The sequence below is a fragment of the Mesorhizobium sp. USDA 4132 genome, from assembly GCF_056279545.1.
This window is the reverse complement of the sequence record NZ_JBWCCP010000002.1, coordinates 417,562-435,913: the sequence shown is the minus strand read 5'-3', so window position 1 is coordinate 435,913 and position 18,352 is coordinate 417,562. Positions and strand designations below refer to the sequence as shown.

Sequence of the window (18,352 nt, the reverse complement as noted above, 5' to 3'; positions counted from 1 at the left end):
GGGCCAGCGCCAATCCAAATCCCTGATAGAAAATTTCCCCCGAACGCATCCGAAGAAGAAGAACGCATTCGTGCCGATGGCAGAGTGTAACAGACATAGACAAATGCCTTCAAGTTAAATTACTATATACCAATTAGTATATCTGCCAAAAATATCACCACTCCGGTATTTATTTGAACAATAACGAGGCAAACGTAATATATATTGGATTTCCCGTTCTGTAATAACTCGGAAGTACTAGATCAAACGATGGAGACCTGCATGCAGGAGGCGACGTTCCCCACCCCTCAAAAGGCGGCCGATCTGGAGTATGATGCCATTGTTTTGGGAGCGGGGGTTAGCGGTCTCGTTTCAGCTGCCGTGCTGGCCAACCAGGGATGTCAGCAAATCCTGGTCGTCGATGAATACGGCCACATCGGCGGGAACCACATGGACTGGTCGACGAATGGATATACATTCGACATCGGAAGCCTGATTTTCCAGGACGATTCCCCTCTGCTGACGCATTTTCCCGAACTCCTCCCTCTCTATGTGCCGATCGAGCCTCGCTGGGGACGGTTGAATCCCCAGAAGATGGTCACGGATTATCCGATTTCGCTGCGCGACGACATTTTGCGGGCCGGCGCCAAGGGGATGATGCGCATCTTCGGGTCGGTGTTCTATGCGCGGCTGTTCCAGCGCGAAATGCGCAACGCAAGAGACTTTTCACGCTACTGGATTGGCGCCGAGCTTCTCCGGCGGTCGGGCCTGGAATCCTATATGCGGAGGTTTTACGGGATCGCGCTTGATCAGATCGATATCGATCTGGCGAAAAAAAGGATGCTGTGGATCAGCGAACATGCCTCGCTGGGCAACCTCGCCCATCGCCTTTTTCGTCGCCGACGCCAGGGTCCGACCAACAAGCAGCTCGCCCGCCCCAAATCCGGATTTGCGCCCCTTTACCGGCTCGCTCAACAAAACCTGGAGAACCGAGGGGTGCAATTCGCCCTGGGCGTCAAACCAGTCGCAATCGACCGATTGGAGAACGGCTTTCAATTGAGGCTGGAGGACCGGGTGATTACTGCAGGCCGGCTGTTCTCGACGATCCCGATCGAACGGGTGCAGGCCCTGTGTGCCATCGAGCGGCGCCACGTTCTCAATACCACCACCCTCATCAGCCTCTATTTCAGCTTCAGCGGAGAGCGTGGCTTTCAGCAGCCGATCATCTACAATTTCTCACATGATGGTGCATGGAAGCGCTTGACGGTCTATTCCGACTTCTACGGCCAGGCCCATGGGCGGGAATATTTCGCCGTCGAAGTCGTTGCCGACCGACCGGACAGCCCGGTTGAAATGGCCGAATTGGATTTTCGGGCGCACGTTGCGGCGAACGGGCTGTTTCGAGGGGATCTGAAACTCGAAGGCGCCCAAGTCCTGACCAATGCCTATCCGGTCTACAGCCGGGACGCCGCGCGCCAGGCGGATGAAGCCATCGCTGCACTGCGTGCGTTTGGAATCCAGTCCTACGGACGCCACGGCGGGTTCAACTACCAGCCGACAGCCCGTGTCTCCACCCTCGATGCGGAAGCCGCTCTCGGATTCGAACGGAAGGTCTCTCAGCCGCCGGGAGCGGTCGAGACTTCTCCCCAGACGGAGCCGGCACCCTCGCCGCTTCTGATATCCTCTCCCACAACCCCGTGAGCCCAATATGCGGATCATGCATGTTCTGAACCACACCCGGCGATTGAACGGCAATGTGCATGCGGCTGTCGACCTTGCCTGCGCTCAGGTAAAGCTCGGCCACACTGTCTGCATGGCAAGCGGTGGAGGCGATTTCGGCGGATTGCTTGCACGCAACAGGGTGGAAACGGTTTTCGTCGATCAGCAGAGAAAGCCTCTCACCGTGCTCAAGTCGCTTTGGGCGCTGCGACGCCTCGTCCGCGACTGGAAGCCGGATATCGTGCATGCGCATATGATGACGAGCGCCGTTCTTTCGATTCCTGCCTGTCGTTTATCGTCGACGCCGCTCATTACCACCGTTCACAATGCGTTTGAAAAAAGCGCCGTGCTGATGGGGCTTGGCACATGCGTGATTGCCGTTAGCGACGCCGTCGGGAAATCGATGCAGGAGCGCGGCATATCGGCATCGAAACTTCGCGTCGTTCTCAACGGCACAATCGGATCAGCACGGTTCGAAGGGCGCGACAGGACGCCCGCGTCCCTTCACAACCCAAGCATACTTTTCGTCGGAGGGCTGCATCCCAGAAAAGGGTTACCCGACCTCCTGGAAGCCTTCCGCCTGGCGCACAAGCAATATCCCGACAGCCACCTTTATATCGCCGGCGGCGGGCCCTTTGAGGACGCCTACCGGCAATTGGCCAGCGAAACGGGCTGCGCAAGCGCCATCACATTCGTCGGCGCCATCGACGAACCGTTTCCCTACATGTTAGGCGCCGACATCTTCGTCCTTCCCTCCCATGCCGATCCTGCCCCGCTCGTCCTGTCGGAAGCGCGTGAGGCGGCCTGTGCGGTGATCGGCGCGGACGTCGATGGCATCCCGCAGCTGCTCGGTTTCGGAGAGGCCGGGATCCTTGTCCCACCGCGCGATCCGCAAGCCTTGGCAGCCGTTCTCTGCGACCTGCTGGCGGATCCCGAGCGGCTGGATATGTGGAAGGCAAGAAGTCAGCTGCATATCAACAATCTGACGATCGAGCGCGTCGCCCGCGAGACGCTCAGCGTCTACAAGTCCGCCTTATCACCTGGAGCAGAGGTCGTCCCGGCCTAGTCGTCGGGGGACGCATCGGATTAACCGCGGCCGAGCTGCCGCTTCAGGTAACTGTCGGCGTGTGGATCGGCATAATGGAACAGCGCCGTCGCCCGCACAGCGCCTTCATCGACAGGCTCATTCGTGTGAATGCTGCGGTAACCCCAGAAGAGATAGAGATTGCCGGGAACCAACGACACATGCTTCACGCCCTTTCCGCCGGATGCGCGACTGCGCAGGATCCGCTGGGTGAGCGCATTGTCGAGGATCGCTTTGTCGGCGAGATTGAAGAGGTAATTCGATCGGATTCCACGGGTATTGGGGATAATCAAGAAGTCGCCGCGCTTGCCGAATTTCGGGATTTCGATCGGTAGAAGTGCCGTGATCGCGTAGGAATCGTAGTGAAATATCAAGGAATGTTCCGTGACGCTTTTACCCGTGAGGCAGCGAAGAATCTGATAGAATTTAACGTCAGGCGCTGGCCGGCCTAGACCGATGGAATAGAGGCGGGAAAAGAGGGCCTTGAATTCCGGGGAATTGCCGAGGTCGTCGAGGCCTGATCCCGCGAGCTCATCGCTTTTCAGCGAAATCGTCTGGCGACCCTCGCGCGTGATCGTGGTGGAGACAAAATTTTGCATCTGGCTGAGATCTTCGGCTGCCAGGAAGTTGGGGGCGCAAAAAATTCCGTCTTTGTTGATTTCATGAGCGATGCCACGAACATCCCCATCCGATAGCGCAGACAGCCACTGTTTGGCATTGCTGAGATAAGACATGGCAGGCTCCGTAGCAGCACGCGATTCTGTCCTGGAACACATCAGGAAACACCAGGGTCAGGCGATCAACAGGATCACTCGGAAAACGAGCTGACTTGGCTGAAATTGCCCTGCTCCCCGCTATTGACGCCATCCGGCGACAACGGGGCGGGCCGACGGCCGAGGCTCAATCGACCCTTCCGATGCGCAGACGCCGTCTGGGCAAAGCCGGCATGTGATCGTCCTGGTTTCCTTCCAACAGCAGCGGAGAGGTCATCCGCTCCGGATCAAGCAACCGCCACTCTCTTTCAAGCCGCAGCCTGATGGATATCCAGATGTCGCTCGTCATAACTCACCCTTCGATCAGGATAAAATCCGTCATTCCCAAAGAATCGACCTACGGTGATTTCCGCTTAAACTCGGACCACACCATGTAGAAGATACCTGCGAAATAGCCAGCTTGCATCAAAATAAAGCACAACGAAGTATAAACCAATGAATTCAGGAAATTTCCTTGGTAATCATATGTAATTATACCAAAGACAATCGAGGCAATGGTCATCTGCGCCAACGCTGCTGGCGCCATCGATTTCACCGATTTTCTCAAGAGCAAGCTCATGCGCGCCACTCGCTTCGCTGGCCTTCCTAATGTGCACCAACACGCTATTCGGGCCATCGACGGTTCAAGGCTTCACCGCTTCCGCCCTTCAATGAGACAACACGAGAACACGGCTCCGCTTCGGAATTGGAAGCCAACAGCAAATCGCACCGGGAAGGAAGAAACTCTTTGTGATGATGTACTACGCCCAATGACGTAAACTTACGCCGAGGCCTGGACCGCGTCGGACAAGCCAGACGCCGACAGGGGCCCGTTTTCATGACCAATGATTTGCCTGCCTTGCCGGATCAGCCGAGATCGTCGCGGATGCAGGCCTTGAAGTGTCCTTTCCCCCCTTCCCTGAGTGGCGGCACGACGCTCGCACAGGCTTCAATCGCAACCGGGCAACGAGTCCGGAAGACGCAACCGCTTGGGGGATTGGCGGGACTTGGGATATCCCCTTTGAGTATCTGCCGGTTCGCATGCCGTGAAGGGTCGGGCGACGGAACAGCCGAAAGCAGGGCGCGCGTATACGGATGCTGCGGGCTGGCATAAAGCTCGCGGCTCGGCGCCATCTCCATGATCCGCCCGAGATAGAGCACGATCACCGTATCGGCGACATATTCGACCACCGCGAGATCGTGGGCGATGAACAGCATGGTCAGGCCGAGCCGCGTCTGCAGGTCGCGCAGCAGGTTGACGATCTGCGCCTGGATCGACACGTCGAGCGCCGACACCGGTTCATCGGCGACAATCAGCTCGGGCGCAAGCGTCAGCGCCCGGGCGATGCCGATGCGCTGGCGCTGGCCGCCGGAAAACTCGTGCGGGTAGCGGGAAATCGCATCTGGCGGCAGATCTACCGAGGCGAGGGCCTGGGCAGCTTTTGCGGCCCGCTCCGATCTGCTGCCGATCCGCTGGATATCCAGCCCTTCCGTGAGGATTTCGCCGATCGTCATCCGCGGCGAGAGGCTGGCGAAGGGATCCTGGAAAATATACTGGACCCGCGCATGCAGGCCGCGGAGCTCGCGGCGCGTCAGGCTCGTCGTTTCCGAGCCTTCAAAACGGATACTGCCGGAGGTGGGTTCGATCAGTTGCGCGACCATGCGGCCGATGGTGGTCTTGCCGCTGCCGGATTCTCCAACCAGGCCGACGACTTCGCCGCGCTTGATGTTGAAGGAGACATCCTGGACGGCGCGGACGACCGGTCCGCGGGCAAATGCCACCGGGGCAAAATCCTTGCCCAGCCGGCTTACTTCGAGGAGAAATTCCTGTGACATCGATCAGATCTCCTGCCATCGGATGCAGCGGCTGAACTGTCCCTCGCCGGCGTCTGCCAGCGCCGGGTAGGCTTCTGAACAGGCCTCTATGCGGTAGGGGCAGCGGGGAGCGAAAGGACAGCCTGACGGCAGGTCCATGAGGCTCGGAACCGATCCTGCGATGGTCGGCAGCGGGGTGCCCGCCTCCCTGAGAAGCGTCGCGGTTCCAAGCTGCGGCACCGAACGCATCAGCCCCTTGGTATAGGGATGACGCGGATGGGAGAAGACCCGCGCCACGCTACCGGTCTCGACGAGCGAACCGGCATACATGACGGCCACGCGGTCGGCGATCTCGGCAACGACCCCGAGATTGTGGGTGACGAACAACATGCCCATGCCGCGTTCCTTCTGCAGCCGCCCGAGCAGGTCGAGGATCTGCGCCTGGATGGTGACATCGAGGGCCGTCGTTGGTTCGTCGGCAATCAACAGCGTTGGATTGCAAGCGAGCGCCATCGCAATGGTCGCTCGTTGCCGCATGCCGCCGGAAAGTTCGTGCGGATATTGCCGGGCACGTCGGCGCGGATCGGGAATGCCGACATCCTCCAGCCGCTGGATGGCATCCGACATGGCCTCCCGATGGGATTTGCCCATATGGATGCGGATCGGTTCGGCAATCTGTTCGCCGATCGTAAAAACCGGATTGAGGCTGGTCAGCGGCTCCTGAAAGACCATGCCGATATCATTGCCGCGCACCCGGCGCAGGGTGTCGCTGCCAAGGGTCTGCAGTTCGACGACTTCGCCCGTCTTGCGCTTCAGCCGCAGCGTACCCGCAGCGATACGGCCCACGCCACGCGGCAGAAGACCCATGATCGACAAACTCGTCACCGACTTCCCCGAGCCGGATTCGCCCACCAGCGCCACGGTTTCTCCCGTCGCCACGGCAAGGCTGAGGTCCCGCACGGCGACGATCTCCCGATCGCCGATGCGGAACACCGTCTTGAGCCCGGAAATTTCGAGGATCGGCTCAGCGCTCATCGTCAATCCAGAAGCCCGGTTTGCCGCAGGATGCCGTCGATGACGGCCGCCTCTTCGTCGTTCAGGGATCGCTGCGGACGAGCCATGACATTGGTGTCGATAACCCCAAGCCTGCGCATGGCGGTCTTGAAGGCTCCCACTCCGGCCGAACCCGCACTGGTCCGGCCCAAGCTGACCCAGACCATCTCGAAAAGCCGGCACAGGCGTTCCTGCTCCTGTCGTGCACCGGCAAAATCGCCCGCCTGGCAGAGGTTCCACAAGCGGACATAACCGTGCGGATCGACATTCCCGAGGCCCGGCACGATGCCGTGCGCGCCCATGTTCACGACGCTGTCGGCGACGATCTCGGATCCTGTCATGACGAAGAAATCCGGCAGATCGGCCGTGTCTGCCATGACATAACGAAGATTGCCGTCATCGCCGCTCGAATCCTTGACGCCCGCGATCGTGCCTTCGCGGGCAAGCGTCACGGTGGTCCGGCGTTCGAGCTTGGTGTGGACGCAGACAGGGATGTCGTAGGCGATGACCGGTATGTCGATCGCCGCCCGGATATAGCGGAAGTGATCGATGGTTTCGGCCTGGTTTGTCCGGGCATAGAACGGCGCCGTGACGACAACCGCGTCGGCGCCCGCCGACTGCGCCACCTTTGCATGGGCGATCACGCGCTCGGTTGTGGGGTCGATCACGCCGACCAGGATGGGCACCCGGCCGCGCACCTGCTCGACCGCATGTTCGATGATGTGGCGGCGCGTGGCTTCGTCATGGAACACGACTTCGCTGGTCGAGCCGAGAACGAACAGGCCGTGCACACCGCCATCGAGCAGATGGTCTATGACGCGCGCGAAGGAAGGATAATCCACCGCGAAAGTCGTGGTGAGCGGAGTGACGACGGGCGGAATGACGCCGGTAAAGAGGGGCATGTGCAACCTTTCACTTGAGTTCGGAGCGCGGATCGAAGGCATCGCGAAGCCCATCGCCCACGAAGTTGATGGCAAGAACGGTCACGACGAGCGCGCCGCCCGGAAACATCCATTGCCAGGGATAATTTTCGAGCACATGCGTGGCGCGGGCAGCGTTCAGCATATTGCCCCAGCTCGCTTCCGGGGGCGTGACCCCAAGCCCCAGGAATGAGAGACCGGCCTCCAGCAGGATCCCATTTGCCACCTGCAGGGTGGCGTAGACCACGAGAATATCGATCGTATTGGGCAGACCATGCCGGATCAGCAGGTGCCAGAGCCCTGCGCCCATGCCCCGGGACGCCACGACGAAGTCACGTTCGCGCAGTTCCAGCAGCCGGGCCCGGACCATGCGGGAGAGAACCGGCCACGACAGCAGAGAAATCACGAAGATCGTGGGGACTATGCCGCTGCCGACGATCGAGGCAAGGACCAGAAGGAAAATGACCGGCGGCAAGGTCATTGCGAGATCGACGAACCGCATCGTGGCACCATCCACGAAACGTCCGGCAAAGCCGGCGATGGCTCCGATGAAGAAACCGAGGAACGTGGAGATCGCCATCGATACCGTCGCCACCAGCAGCGAAATTCGCCCGCCCTGCAGCAGCCGCGCCATGATATCCCGCCCCACCCCGTCGCTGCCGAGCCAATGGGCCGACGACGGCCCCTGGTTCATCGCCAAAAGGTCGATGTCGTTGGGCTTGTAGAGCCACCAGAGATCGTAGGTGAGGGTCAGGACAAGGATCGGGATCAGGATGGCCAAGCCGACCACGGCTGCACCGTTCTCGAAAAAGCGGGAAAGTGCGCGTCGGATGGGACCGGCGGAGCTGGCATGTGTCAAGCTCGCCATCTTATGCCACCTTGATGCGCGGATCGACAGCGGCATAGGCGATGTCGGTCAGCAGGTTGACCAGGATGACGCAGGCGCCAGTCAGCAGCGTAGCGCACATGATGACCGGGTAATCGCGCCGGACGACTGCATTGACCATCAGCAGACCCATGCCCGGCCAGTCGAACACGCTCTCGATGAAGATCGCGCCCCCGATCGCGATGCCGATGGTGGAGCCGATCAGCGTGATCACCGGCAGCAGGGCGTTGCGGACGGCATGTTTGACGATGACCCAGAATTCCCGGACACCCTTGGCGCGCGCCGTGCGCACATAGTCCTGCGACAGCACTTCGAGCAGCGACGAGCGCATGTATCGCATGATCAATGCGCCATGGCCGATCGAAAGCAGGGTGGCGGGCAGGATGAGGTGGGCCAGCAAGTCACCGACGGAGAAAGGCGCGCCCGGCGTCGACATGCCGCCGGCCGGCACCCAGCGCAGATTGACCGCAAATACGTAGAGCCCCAGCAGGGCGGTCAGGAAAGCCGGACTTGAAATTCCGACGAAAGCCACGGTCGAAAGTGAAAGATCGGCCAGCTTGTTGCGGCGGACGGCCGCAAAGATGCCGGTTGAGATGCCGACGACCACGGCGATGACAAGCCCGCTGAACATCAGCAGGATCGTCGGGCCGATGCGGCTGAGGACAAGCGCCAGCACCCCTTCGCCATTATACTGGATGGAATAGCCGAAATCCCCCATCAGCGCCGCACCCAGCCAGGCGAAATATTGCACCGGCAGCGGCCGCTCGAGACCGAGCCGGGTACGAAGCATCTCGAGATCGGACGCGGAAATCGGCACAGACGGATTGACATAGGCATCGATCGGATCGCCCGGCGTCAGCCGCAGCAACGTGAAGATGAGAACCGTCAGGGCCAGCAGCATCAGCAGACCGACAGCCGTACGGCGAAGGATGTATTGCAGCATGTTTTCACCAACAGGGTCCGCAGAGGATGCAGTCCGGCTTGCTCGCCGGACCGCATCCCGGCTCACGGGCACATCAAGGAGCAAGATCCCATTTTTCCGGATGGGAGACGTAGGGGCCACCGCCTGGAGCGGGCGTCCAGAAGAAGTCCTTGAGCTTGCTGGACACGACCCCATAGCGGCTCGCCACCCACATCGGTGCCCAGGGAAGCGCAGCGTTCATTTCCTTGCAGACCTTCTGCCATCTGCCGTCGGCCTTGGCCGGGTCGGTTTCCGCCATCGCCGCATTCAACGCATCGGTCAGCGGAGGCATTTCGACGCGCATGATGTTGTTGCCGGACGGAGGTATCTGTGCGGCATTCAGCCCGACATTGAGCGATCCGGGATTGGGACCGTTCTGCAGCCCCGCATAGACCAGCGGGAAATCCTGCCACTTTTCGCTTCGCACGATGCCGTTATAGCTCGGAACGTCGAGCGCGCGCGGAACCACGTTGACGCCGACCTGCGCCAGCATCGCCTGCACCGCCGCCATGACGTTGGCGACCTGCGGCGTATTGTAGTAGGTCAGCCACGGAATCGGCTTGCCGCCGTTGATCTTCTCCCAGCCCGCCTCCGCCAGCAGGTCCTTTGCCTTTTGCGGATTGTAGGCATAGCCGGCCAGATCCTTCGTAAGAAGCTGCGGCGCGACATAGCCGCAGTTGGCGAGTTTGGCCGCACCGCCGAACAGGCTGGAGACGATGGCATTCCGGTCGATGGCGTACATGACCGCCTGACGGACGCGAAGGTCGTCCCAGATTCCGGCGCGGTGGTTGAAGCCGATATAGTTCACCACATAGGAATCGCCCTCGATGACCCGGAAACCGCCATTGCCCTTGAAGGTCTTGGCGTCGTCGGGTTCGGCAAAGGTGAACTGGATCTCTCCCGCCCTGAGGGCCGCGACGGCTGCGGCCGGATTGGCGAAATAGCGGTTGATCAGGCGATCCGCTTTCGGCTTTCCGCCCCGATAGCCGTCATAGGCAGCCAATTCGACATACTGGTCGCTGACATGCTTCACGAACTTGAATGGACCGGTTCCGACCGGCATGGTGGACCACCACGGGCTCTTGGCAACCTCCTTGACGTTCACCGACGACAATGCATGCTGCGGCAGCATCATCACCTGCGACAGAACGGAGAGGAACGCCGAGTTCGGCTTGCTGAGCTTGACGACTGCCGTGTGCGCATCCGGTGTCTCGACCGATGCGATATCGGCAAGTCGCGCGGCAAAAATGCTGCCGCTCTCGGCATTCTTGGCAAGCTCCAGGGTGAACTTGACGTCCGCCGAGGTAAAAGGCTTGCCATCATGCCAATTCGTCTCGGCGAGCTTGAACGTATATGTCAGGTTGTCCTGGCCGAGGGTGAACTCTGAAGCCAGCGCGCCGGTAAGCTTCGACAGATCGGACGTGTAGATGACCAGCGGCTCGAAATAGGTATTGAGCCAGGTGAAGCCGGCCGTGGCAGTCAGCGGGTTGAAATTGCCCTGGAAACCGCCTGGACCCACGTCGAACCCGCCGACAATGGTCTTGCCCGTCTGCGCCTGGGCCGTCGCGGGCACCATTGCGGCAGTCGTGGCAAAAAGCAAAGCTCCCGCCGCCAGAAGGCGACCGAAATTCCGTCGATGCATGCTCTCCTCCTCTTTTATATTTCGACTATCGCTAAACCGGATCGACCTCCTCGGGCCGGTTGATCGCGATGACTTTCCGGATGCCGGAATAGTGTGCGCTCAGGCGCTTGCGGCCCGCTTCGACATCTCTCGCCGCCACGGCTTCCGCGATCTCGTGGTGATCCTGCCAGGTCGCCAGGGGCGTGGGACTTGCCAGGTTTGCGAAGCCCGAGGCTTTGTAGAAGGCGGACCAGAAGATATCGATCAGCGCGCTCAGCATCTTGTTGTTCTGGCAACGGAACAGAAGCTGATGAAATTGCTGGTCCTCCTCGGCGAAACTTTCGCCGCGCTCAGCGCGCTGGCGCATGCGATCGGTAAGGCGTCGAAGCTCGGCCACGTCATCGTCACTGATCATCTCGATGGTCTTGTCGATGAGGCCCGTCTCCAATACGCGACGAATCTCCAGCAATTCCTCCACATCACGCAGCGACGCCTGCAGCCCATAGGCGAGATTGTCCAGAAGCGGCGCGAACGAGAATTCCTTGACGAAAACGCCAATGCCGCGCCGCGTTTCGAGGATGCCGACGGATTCCAGCGCCTTGATCGCTTCACGAACCGAATTGCGCCCCACGCCCAATTGGTGCGCCAGGAAAGTCTCCGGCGGCAGAGCCGCGCCGGCCGTCAGGTCATTATCCTCGATATAGCTGCGCAGGCTTTCCTGCACGCTGACATGCAGAAGCGGCGGACGCTCCAGAGGTTTTATGGGCTTGGCCAATGCTGCTCCATGCACATTTCGACAATCAACATAATTGAGGTATATCGACTTGTAGGATATCTAGCAAGTCGATAAATGCAGAAAGCAGCTGAACAAGTCCGGGATCCGGCTGCGGTAAACGGGAGGTGGGGTGTGATAATCACAAAGTTCGAACGGCGGAATGGCCGCTGGGGCCGCATTCGCGGAAATTGGGCAACGCTCCTGCTGCCGATCAATGAAGACGATTCAATCGATTTCCCGCGTCTGGCCGATGCGATCGACCGGCTGGTTGCCGCCAAGGTGGACGGCATCTACTCAAACGGCACCGCCGGCGAATTCCACAATCAGACAGAAGCGGAATTCGACCAGATTCAACAAGTGTTGGCAGACCGCTGCAGCCCTGCAGCGATGCCATTCGTCATCGGTGCGTGTCAGCCCGATCCCCGCATATCTCTGGACCGGGTGCGCCGGGCGGCGGCGCTCGAACCGGAGGCAATCCAGGTGATCCTTCCCGACTGGTGGCCGGTGACGGCCTCGGAGGCGACCGATTTTCTGCAGATGGCCGCTGACGCTGTCGGCCCGGTTCCGCTGGTGCTCTACCAGCCGCCGCATGCCAAGCGCGTCTTTACCCCGGAGGAACTGGCGGCAATCCTTGTGGGCGTGCCGCAAGTCGTGGGCATCAAGCTTGGGGATGGAGATGCGTCCTGGTACGATCAGGCCCGCAAGCATCTCGATGCGTGGGGAATTTATGTCCCGGGGCATCATCTTGCGACAGGCGTCCAGCAGGGCGTTGCGGTCGGGGCATTCTCCAACGTTGCCTGCCTGAGCCCGTCCGGTGCACAGCGGTGGACCGCGTCGATGGCCGATGACATCGACCGATCGCTTGATATCGAGCAGCGGCTGCGCACCTTCCTGGATGACCACATAGCGCCCTTTGCCAGGGTGCACGGATATTCCAACGCCGCGTTGGACAAGCTCCTGGCTGCAATCGGGGGATGGGCGGAGATCGGCACCCGGCTACGTCGGCCTTATCGCTGGATTGATCCATCGGTCGTTTCCACACTGCGTGAGAAGGCCAGGATCGCCCTTCCCGAGATCATGCTCTAAAACGTCGAGGTGGCTGCGTAATGCGGAAGTCAAGCAGCATTTTTGAGCGGGTCGAAAGTTTGTCGGCGCTGGATCATGGTCCAGAGTACGGTCACCCGCCTGCGTGCGAGGGCGATGAGGGCTTGAGTGTGATGTTTCCCCTCGCGGCGTTTGCGGTCGTAGAAGGCCTTGGACAGAGGGTCTTTGGTACAGACGGCGCAGAACGCTCCCTGGAAGAAGACCCGTTTGAGAGCTTTGTCTCCACCGATGGTTCTTCGCCAGCCAGCCTTTTTCCCCGACTGTCGGATCACCGGCGCAAGGCCAGCCGCAGCAGCCAGCGCATCGGCCGAGGGAAAGCGCCTGATGTCGCCGATGCACGCGATGAACTCCGCCACGAGCACCGCCCCCATCCCCGGCAGGGACTGGATGAGGGCGCTATCAGGGTGGGTAGCGAGAAGCGCGGCGAGGTCGTGATCGATACGGGCGATCTTTGCCTTGCTTTCCAAGGCCTCGATGGCCAGCTCGCGGACCAGTTCGGCGATTGCCGTTTCGCCCGTCACGGCCAGGGATTGGGCGTGTGCGGCGGCAAGCGCCTGATCTGCCAGCCGCTCGACGGCGCGCAGGTGAGGCGTCTTGGCCAGATACGCCACGATCCGGCGTTTACCGGCCTGTCTGATCTCTGCCGGGGTGACGTAACGGGTCAGCAGGGTGAGTGGCCCTTTGCAGGTCACGTCGAGCTCACGTTCCAGCCCTGGATGAACGCCGCAGAGCAGGGCACGCAGCCGCGCCAGGCGCCGGGTCTGTTCCTCGGTCAAATCGCGTCTCCGGCCCACCTTCAGACGGATCGCCGTAACCGTCGCGTCATCCGGCAGGATCGGGCGCAGGTCACGGGTGCGAACAAGATCGGCAATCGTGCGGGCATCGCGTGGATCGGATTTCCGCTCTCCGCCGGCAAAGCCTTGTCCAGCACGGTTGACCGCGATGCCCGGCGCATGGACGAGACTGAACCCTTCGGTCAGCAAAGAGGCTTCGAGGAAACTGGCGAAAGAACCGACAATATCGAGACCGATGACGGGGTCACCCCCGAGTGCGCGAAGATCGACGATGAAGGACGCGATCTGATCCGGGCGGTTGTCTACCGCCCGGTCAAGCATGACCCGTCCCGCGTCATCGACGGCGCACGCCCAGTGCACCACCTTGGCAACGTCAATTCCTACAGAAACGCGCATGATGCCTCCCTCTCGTTGCGGCTTTACCGCTCGCCCCGTCTCGCCTGCATCGCCTTACATAGCCATCAACGGCAGCGCGTAATCAGCGGTCGATCAAGGGCGGTGATGCGGGCGGCCCAGCCACCTGAACCATCAACGGCAGCAAGCATGACAACCATACCCGCATCACCTGCGCCCAAACAGCTTCTCATCCACATGGGCGCCTTGCAAAGAGGTAAGGCATCGTGACACGACCCAACATCCTGATGATCATGACGGACCAGCAGCGTCGGGATACGCTCGGCATCTATGGCTGCGACTGGATTCCGACACCTCACCTCGACCGTCTAGGTGAAGCCGGAGCGGTATTCGAGCACTGCACGGTCGACAATCCGATCTGCACGCCTTCCCGGGCGAGCATCTTCACCGGCAAACCCGTGCCGGATCATGCGGTCCAGCGGGTGCATGACAACTTGCCACCGGACGAAGTGCTGTTCACCGAACGGCTGCGACGGGAGGCCGGTTATCGGACCGCACTTTTCGGCAAGCTGCATGTCAGCAGCCGCATTCAGGAAGAACGGCAACGGCATCCACATGACGGTTTCGATATCTACGAATGGTGCCTCGAGCCATCGGTTTCGATCGGCAGCCCCTTCAACGGTTATGCGGCCTGGCTTCGCGAGACGGCGCCGGATTTCCTCGCCGCCCTCCAGCGCAACGGCCGAAAGGAACTTCATCACCCCGAAGCGCAACACATGAGCAAGTGGGCGGCCGACCGGACCATTGCCTTCATCCAGTCGATGAAAGCAGAAACACAGCCCTTTTTTTGCCTGATGAGCCTGTTCGACCCTCACGACCCCTATGAGGATTACCCCCTCACCTTCGGAAACTGTATAGATGCGGCGAAGATTCCGGAGCCGGTCGTTTCGCGCACGATACAACCCGAATGCGTCCGCCAGGAGCAGCAGGGTTCCTATCTCGGACGTTTCTCAGACTTCTCTTCGGAGGAGATCCGCAGGATTCGTCTCGGTTATGCCGCTTCCATAACCTTTCTCGATAAACAGGTCGGTCGCGTTCTGGCGGCACTGGACGAAGCCGAGATGGCCGACGAAACGCTGGTCGTATTCATATCCGACCATGGCGACCAGCTTGGCGATCACGGGCTTTTCGTCAAGGGAGTTGCACTCTACGAACCTACCGTCGGAGTGCCGCTACTGCTGCGTTGGCCGGGCCACGTCAACGCCGGCACCCGATGCACCGCGCTTGCGCAAGGTCGCGACGTGGCGGCCACGTGCCTCGCAGCAGCAGGCCTCGATACGCAATCCTGCCCGGAAAGCGAGGATCTGGTGGCCATGGCATCGCGGAACGCGACGCGGCGCAGCAGCGCGATCTGCGCCTACCGCAACTCCGGTGTCAACGACAACGGCAGTTTCTGGGACCCGCCGATGCGGGCAACCATGGCACGGGACCAGCGCTTCAAGCTGACGCTCTATACGAGTGGAGGATCGAGCGAGCGGGAGTTGTTCGACCTTCAGACCGACCCGCAGGAGACTGTCAATCTTTCGGGAAACCCCGCCCACGCCTCAACCGAACTCATGCTGCTTGGCGAAATCGCTGCGTTCCTGCAGGCGGAAGCCGCCGCGGCGGCACCGCGGGCGACGTCGTCCCTTCCCAATGCGGCTCAGCGGATGCAGAACAGGATTAAGTAGGTCACCACACAATTCGGCTCCTCGCCAACCAGACGAGACCACAGACCAGGATCAGGATCATCACAACATGTGTGACGTAATCGAGCGTGGTCTGCGGACCGACGCCGACCGCGATGGTGAATGCGCCGACAAGCGTGCCCAGCAGAGCCAGCGACTGCGCGGAAATTGCCGCCACGCGGCTCCAGGGCCGGCGGAGCCTGACGGATAACAACCCGAGCAGCAGGATCGCCGCGATCACGGCTTCGGCGATCATTGCTTGCCTGTGCTCATGACCCTCGACGAGGAGGCCCGCGTGGGTCAGCGATGCAATCGCGTAGAGACACGTTTCGGCGAGAAAAAGCATTGCGGCGGTGGCAATCATGCAACCATCCTCACCGTGTCCGCCCGCGAGCGAGCGAAGCGTAACCACGAACCATTGCTTTACGTTCTTCGAACGAAGCCACCATATCGATGTCGTCGAAACCGTCGGGCGCACGGGCCTCGATCATGTCGATGACCCCTTCGGGACCGCCCAGGCGGTTAGAGAGAACGATTTGCGACGTGACCGGCCGCCGTTCGGCATCGTAGCGAGAAAGGGCCGCCTCGATACCGTCCCCGGATTGGAGATGTCGTGCTAGGCAGCGTGCATCGAGGATTGCCTGGCTCGCTCCGTTGGAACCGACCGGATACATGGCATGCGCGGCATCCCCGAGCAGCGTGACTCGCTCGAACGACCAGCGGCGCAAGGGATCCCGATCGCAATTCGGGTATTCGTAGAAATTTTCGGTGGCCTGGATGATGGAGGCAGGATCAACGAAATCGAGGTGAAAACGGTCACGCACGAAGGGCAACACCTCGTCCGACAGGCCGAACCGGCTCCAGTCCTCGCGGCGTAGCGGCGATGTGCCGGGCTCGCCCACCTTGGCCATCACGGCCCAGTTCGTCAGCCGCATTTCAGGCTCCGCAGGATCCGCTCCGATCGGATAATAGACGAATTTTGCGAAATTGCCGCCTGATATCACCATCGTCCGGCCATCGCGCCAGATCGGCCAGCGTGTGGCGCCGCGCCATAACATGATCCCGCTCCAGATCGGCGGCCCTTCATCGGGATAGAGCTGCGCCCGGATCGCGGAATGGATGCCGTCGGCGCCGATCAGCAGATCCCCGCGGGCCGTGCCGCGCCATCCATCCGTTCCGCAGAGATGAACCGCGACCCCATCTTCGGTCTGCTCGAAGCCCTCCACCCGGCAACCCATTCTGATGACGTCGGGTCCGAGACGAGCGATCACCGCCCTATGGATCACGCCGAGCAGCTTGCCGCGATGGATGCTGACCTGCGGCGCCTCTTGACCGGCGTCCAGGCCGCGCAATTCCTGCCACACGGCCTGACCGAAACGGTTGGTATAAATCAGTTCCCGCATACGGATCCCTGCAGCGTCGAGACCAGCCTGCAGTCCGAGATCGGCCAGCACCGCCACGGCATGCGACAGCATGTTGATGCCGACCCCGAGTTCACGAATCTCGCCGACGCGTTCGAAGATCTCGACCTCGATCCCGGCCTCGTGGAGTTGAAGCGCGGTCGTCAATCCGCCGATGCCGGCGCCTGCGATGAGAGCTTTCATGACTGGTCCTTTCTCGTTTGCGGGACGAGCGGCAGGATGTAAGCCGCGACGATCTATTGCGGCGTCACTCGTCTCCTGTATTCGAGCTGCATGGCCACGAAATCGGCCGTGTTTTCCCGATAGCGGTCGGCGATGGCCTTCAGCGTATCGTCCAGCGCCTCCGCCGGTTTGCTGCCCAGCGGCGCTGCGGGCGCGCGCGTTGTCGACGCGCTCACCTTGTCGGGAATGATGCGGATGCCGTTGCGGCTCTCCACCGCATCCGCGCTGGCTGCGAAGGTCATCACGCGCGAGCGGTAGGTCCGCGACCAGGCATCCGCGACAAGCGCAAGCGACACCTCGTCCACGCCTTTCGACAGTTCGATGCCGAGCGTTTCGCGGCGCCAGAAGGCGAGCGAATTGCCGATCGCCGTCAATGCGAAAGGACGCGTGAACGTGAAGGCGCCGCTGTCGTGTCGCGCATCCCAATTCGCGACGCCCAGATCGGCGGCGACAGCCTCGGCTTTCTCCCGCCCGGCGATCGCCTCAATCAGCGTCAGCGACATCGGCATGGAGGCACTGATCCCCGTCGTCGTCGCAACGCGACCGTCAACGAGGAAGCGGCGGTCGGCGACATGGCGGATGCTCGGATGTTCCTTCAGCATGGCCTCCAGCGAATACCAGTGGGTCGTCGCTTTCCGGCCGTCGAGAAGGCCGGTGGCCGCAACCACTTTGGCACCGACGCAGACGCCGACGATCAGCGCGCCTTTTTCCGCCTGGCTCCTGATCCAGCGCAATGCCGCCGGATCGTCCTCGCGGACCATCGCCGGGACGATGACGTAATCGGCGCCTTCCGGATGCTGCGCATCGAAATCCGCGATCGTCGCCTGCGGCTCAACCTTCAGCGCCGGATAGAGAACCATCGGCCCGGGCTGTGTCGCCAGCGCCACGACATCCGCGACATCAGCGCGGCGCAGGATACCGTAGGGCATCAGGTAGTCGGTGATCTCCGTCCCGTCGTTGATGCCGACGATCGCGATCACCGGGCGGACGCGTTTGGACGGCTTCAAAGCCTCGATTGTGGCGCGTGTCTCCTCGCCGGGAATAGGCTTGACGGTCCCGGCCGAGGACGCAGACGGCAGAGAGACTATCCAGCCCCCGGCGACCACCAGGAAGACCGCAGCAAGCCCCAACCCGCCTGTAAGAACAAACCGCCACGTCATGATAG

18 protein-coding genes are annotated in these 18,352 nt (G+C 61.2%); 4 read left to right on the top strand and 14 right to left on the bottom strand.

Annotated features, from left to right (window positions below; translation table 11 throughout):
* Window positions 1-261 precede the first annotated feature (261 nt).
* Window positions 262-1,680 (top strand): NAD(P)-binding protein, encoded by a 1,419-nt coding sequence (locus ACZ9IU_RS24810; protein ID WP_080719406.1) that lies wholly within the window; start codon window positions 262-264, stop codon window positions 1,678-1,680.
* Between the two features lie 7 nt (window positions 1,681-1,687).
* Window positions 1,688-2,764, top strand: coding sequence for a glycosyltransferase family 4 protein (locus tag ACZ9IU_RS24805; RefSeq protein ID WP_040125446.1), 1,077 nt, complete (start codon window positions 1,688-1,690; stop codon window positions 2,762-2,764).
* Between the two features lie 20 nt (window positions 2,765-2,784).
* Here ACZ9IU_RS24805 and ACZ9IU_RS24800 read toward each other — a convergent pair whose 3' ends face one another.
* The 10 genes from ACZ9IU_RS24800 to ACZ9IU_RS24755 form a co-directional block, all read right to left on the bottom strand.
* Window positions 2,785-3,516 (bottom strand): hypothetical protein, encoded by a 732-nt coding sequence (locus ACZ9IU_RS24800; protein WP_051900622.1) that lies wholly within the window; start codon window positions 3,514-3,516, stop codon window positions 2,785-2,787.
* Between the two features lie 166 nt (window positions 3,517-3,682).
* On the bottom strand, window positions 3,683-3,844 hold the full coding sequence (locus ACZ9IU_RS24795) for a hypothetical protein (RefSeq protein ID WP_157885335.1): 162 nt from the start codon (window positions 3,842-3,844) through the stop codon (window positions 3,683-3,685).
* 48 nt (window positions 3,845-3,892) lie between these two features.
* On the bottom strand, window positions 3,893-4,057 hold the full coding sequence (locus ACZ9IU_RS24790) for an exopolysaccharide production repressor protein (RefSeq protein ID WP_498957846.1): 165 nt from the start codon (window positions 4,055-4,057) through the stop codon (window positions 3,893-3,895).
* 344 nt (window positions 4,058-4,401) lie between these two features.
* The gene (locus ACZ9IU_RS24785; RefSeq protein WP_040125449.1) at window positions 4,402-5,370 is read right to left on the bottom strand and encodes an ABC transporter ATP-binding protein; all 969 of its coding nucleotides are present in this window, start codon (window positions 5,368-5,370) and stop codon (window positions 4,402-4,404) included.
* A gap of 3 nt (window positions 5,371-5,373) precedes the next feature.
* Window positions 5,374-6,384: an ABC transporter ATP-binding protein gene (locus ACZ9IU_RS24780; RefSeq protein WP_040125450.1), complete on the bottom strand. Its 1,011-nt coding sequence runs from the start codon at window positions 6,382-6,384 to the stop codon at window positions 5,374-5,376.
* Between the two features lie 2 nt (window positions 6,385-6,386).
* Entirely contained in the window at window positions 6,387-7,304 is a 918-nt protein-coding gene (locus ACZ9IU_RS24775; protein ID WP_040125451.1) for a dihydrodipicolinate synthase family protein, read from the bottom strand.
* Between the two features lie 10 nt (window positions 7,305-7,314).
* On the bottom strand, window positions 7,315-8,226 hold the full coding sequence (locus ACZ9IU_RS24770) for an ABC transporter permease (RefSeq protein WP_173426780.1): 912 nt from the start codon (window positions 8,224-8,226) through the stop codon (window positions 7,315-7,317).
* A complete protein-coding gene (locus tag ACZ9IU_RS24765; protein WP_040125453.1) occupies window positions 8,192-9,151 on the bottom strand; it encodes an ABC transporter permease in 960 nt (319 codons plus the stop codon). Before ACZ9IU_RS24765 ends, ACZ9IU_RS24770 begins: the two co-directional genes overlap by 35 nt.
* Window positions 9,152-9,224: 73 nt before the next feature.
* The gene (locus ACZ9IU_RS24760; protein WP_040125454.1) at window positions 9,225-10,811 is read right to left on the bottom strand and encodes an ABC transporter substrate-binding protein; all 1,587 of its coding nucleotides are present in this window, start codon (window positions 10,809-10,811) and stop codon (window positions 9,225-9,227) included.
* A gap of 31 nt (window positions 10,812-10,842) precedes the next feature.
* Window positions 10,843-11,565: a FadR/GntR family transcriptional regulator gene (locus ACZ9IU_RS24755; RefSeq protein WP_040125455.1), complete on the bottom strand. Its 723-nt coding sequence runs from the start codon at window positions 11,563-11,565 to the stop codon at window positions 10,843-10,845.
* A 132-nt stretch (window positions 11,566-11,697) separates the two neighbouring features.
* On the opposite strand from ACZ9IU_RS24755, the gene ACZ9IU_RS24750 reads away from it, so the two are divergent.
* A complete protein-coding gene (locus ACZ9IU_RS24750; protein WP_244447585.1) occupies window positions 11,698-12,651 on the top strand; it encodes a dihydrodipicolinate synthase family protein in 954 nt (317 codons plus the stop codon).
* Window positions 12,652-12,680: 29 nt separating this feature from the next.
* On the opposite strand, the gene ACZ9IU_RS24745 is transcribed toward ACZ9IU_RS24750, so the two are convergent.
* A complete protein-coding gene (locus tag ACZ9IU_RS24745) occupies window positions 12,681-13,859 on the bottom strand; it encodes an IS110 family RNA-guided transposase (protein WP_051900592.1) in 1,179 nt (392 codons plus the stop codon).
* Between the two features lie 224 nt (window positions 13,860-14,083).
* Between ACZ9IU_RS24745 and ACZ9IU_RS24740 the strand changes: the two genes are divergently transcribed.
* Window positions 14,084-15,547, top strand: coding sequence for a sulfatase family protein (locus ACZ9IU_RS24740; protein WP_157885337.1), 1,464 nt, complete (start codon window positions 14,084-14,086; stop codon window positions 15,545-15,547).
* 1 nt (window position 15,548) lies between these two features.
* Here ACZ9IU_RS24740 and ACZ9IU_RS24735 read toward each other — a convergent pair whose 3' ends face one another.
* Genes ACZ9IU_RS24735 through ACZ9IU_RS24725 form a run of 3 tightly spaced genes read right to left on the bottom strand, consistent with a single transcriptional unit; the run spans window position 15,549 to window position 18,347 of the window.
* Window positions 15,549-15,908 carry a hypothetical protein gene (locus tag ACZ9IU_RS24735; protein ID WP_040125457.1) on the bottom strand — a complete coding sequence of 120 codons (360 nt, stop codon included), beginning with the start codon at window positions 15,906-15,908 and terminating at the stop codon, window positions 15,549-15,551.
* A gap of 10 nt (window positions 15,909-15,918) precedes the next feature.
* The gene (locus ACZ9IU_RS24730; RefSeq protein WP_040125458.1) at window positions 15,919-17,148 is read right to left on the bottom strand and encodes a flavin-dependent oxidoreductase; all 1,230 of its coding nucleotides are present in this window, start codon (window positions 17,146-17,148) and stop codon (window positions 15,919-15,921) included.
* 53 nt (window positions 17,149-17,201) lie between these two features.
* On the bottom strand, window positions 17,202-18,347 hold the full coding sequence (locus ACZ9IU_RS24725) for a DJ-1/PfpI family protein (RefSeq protein ID WP_040125459.1): 1,146 nt from the start codon (window positions 18,345-18,347) through the stop codon (window positions 17,202-17,204).
* Window positions 18,348-18,352 lie beyond the last annotated feature (5 nt).

Bases quoted from the DNA above. Each gene is read 5' to 3' on its own strand.
- ACZ9IU_RS24810 (WP_080719406.1), top strand. From the start codon at position 262: ATGCAGGAGGCGACGTTCCCCACCCCTCAAAAGGCGGCCGATCTGGAG.
- ACZ9IU_RS24805 (WP_040125446.1), top strand. From the start codon at position 1,688: ATGCGGATCATGCATGTTCTGAACCACACCCGGCGATTGAACGGCAAT.
- ACZ9IU_RS24800 (WP_051900622.1), bottom strand. From the start codon at position 3,516: ATGTCTTATCTCAGCAATGCCAAACAGTGGCTGTCTGCGCTATCGGAT.
- ACZ9IU_RS24795 (WP_157885335.1), bottom strand. From the start codon at position 3,844: ATGACGAGCGACATCTGGATATCCATCAGGCTGCGGCTTGAAAGAGAG.
- ACZ9IU_RS24790 (WP_498957846.1), bottom strand. From the start codon at position 4,057: ATGACCATTGCCTCGATTGTCTTTGGTATAATTACATATGATTACCAA.
- ACZ9IU_RS24785 (WP_040125449.1), bottom strand. From the start codon at position 5,370: ATGTCACAGGAATTTCTCCTCGAAGTAAGCCGGCTGGGCAAGGATTTT.
- ACZ9IU_RS24780 (WP_040125450.1), bottom strand. From the start codon at position 6,384: ATGAGCGCTGAGCCGATCCTCGAAATTTCCGGGCTCAAGACGGTGTTC.
- ACZ9IU_RS24775 (WP_040125451.1), bottom strand. From the start codon at position 7,304: ATGCCCCTCTTTACCGGCGTCATTCCGCCCGTCGTCACTCCGCTCACC.
- ACZ9IU_RS24770 (WP_173426780.1), bottom strand. From the start codon at position 8,226: ATGCCGCTGTCGATCCGCGCATCAAGGTGGCATAAGATGGCGAGCTTG.
- ACZ9IU_RS24765 (WP_040125453.1), bottom strand. From the start codon at position 9,151: ATGCTGCAATACATCCTTCGCCGTACGGCTGTCGGTCTGCTGATGCTG.
- ACZ9IU_RS24760 (WP_040125454.1), bottom strand. From the start codon at position 10,811: ATGCATCGACGGAATTTCGGTCGCCTTCTGGCGGCGGGAGCTTTGCTT.
- ACZ9IU_RS24745 (WP_051900592.1), bottom strand. From the start codon at position 13,859: ATGCGCGTTTCTGTAGGAATTGACGTTGCCAAGGTGGTGCACTGGGCG.
- ACZ9IU_RS24735 (WP_040125457.1), bottom strand. From the start codon at position 15,908: ATGATTGCCACCGCCGCAATGCTTTTTCTCGCCGAAACGTGTCTCTAC.
- ACZ9IU_RS24730 (WP_040125458.1), bottom strand. From the start codon at position 17,148: ATGAAAGCTCTCATCGCAGGCGCCGGCATCGGCGGATTGACGACCGCG.
- ACZ9IU_RS24725 (WP_040125459.1), bottom strand. From the start codon at position 18,347: ATGACGTGGCGGTTTGTTCTTACAGGCGGGTTGGGGCTTGCTGCGGTC.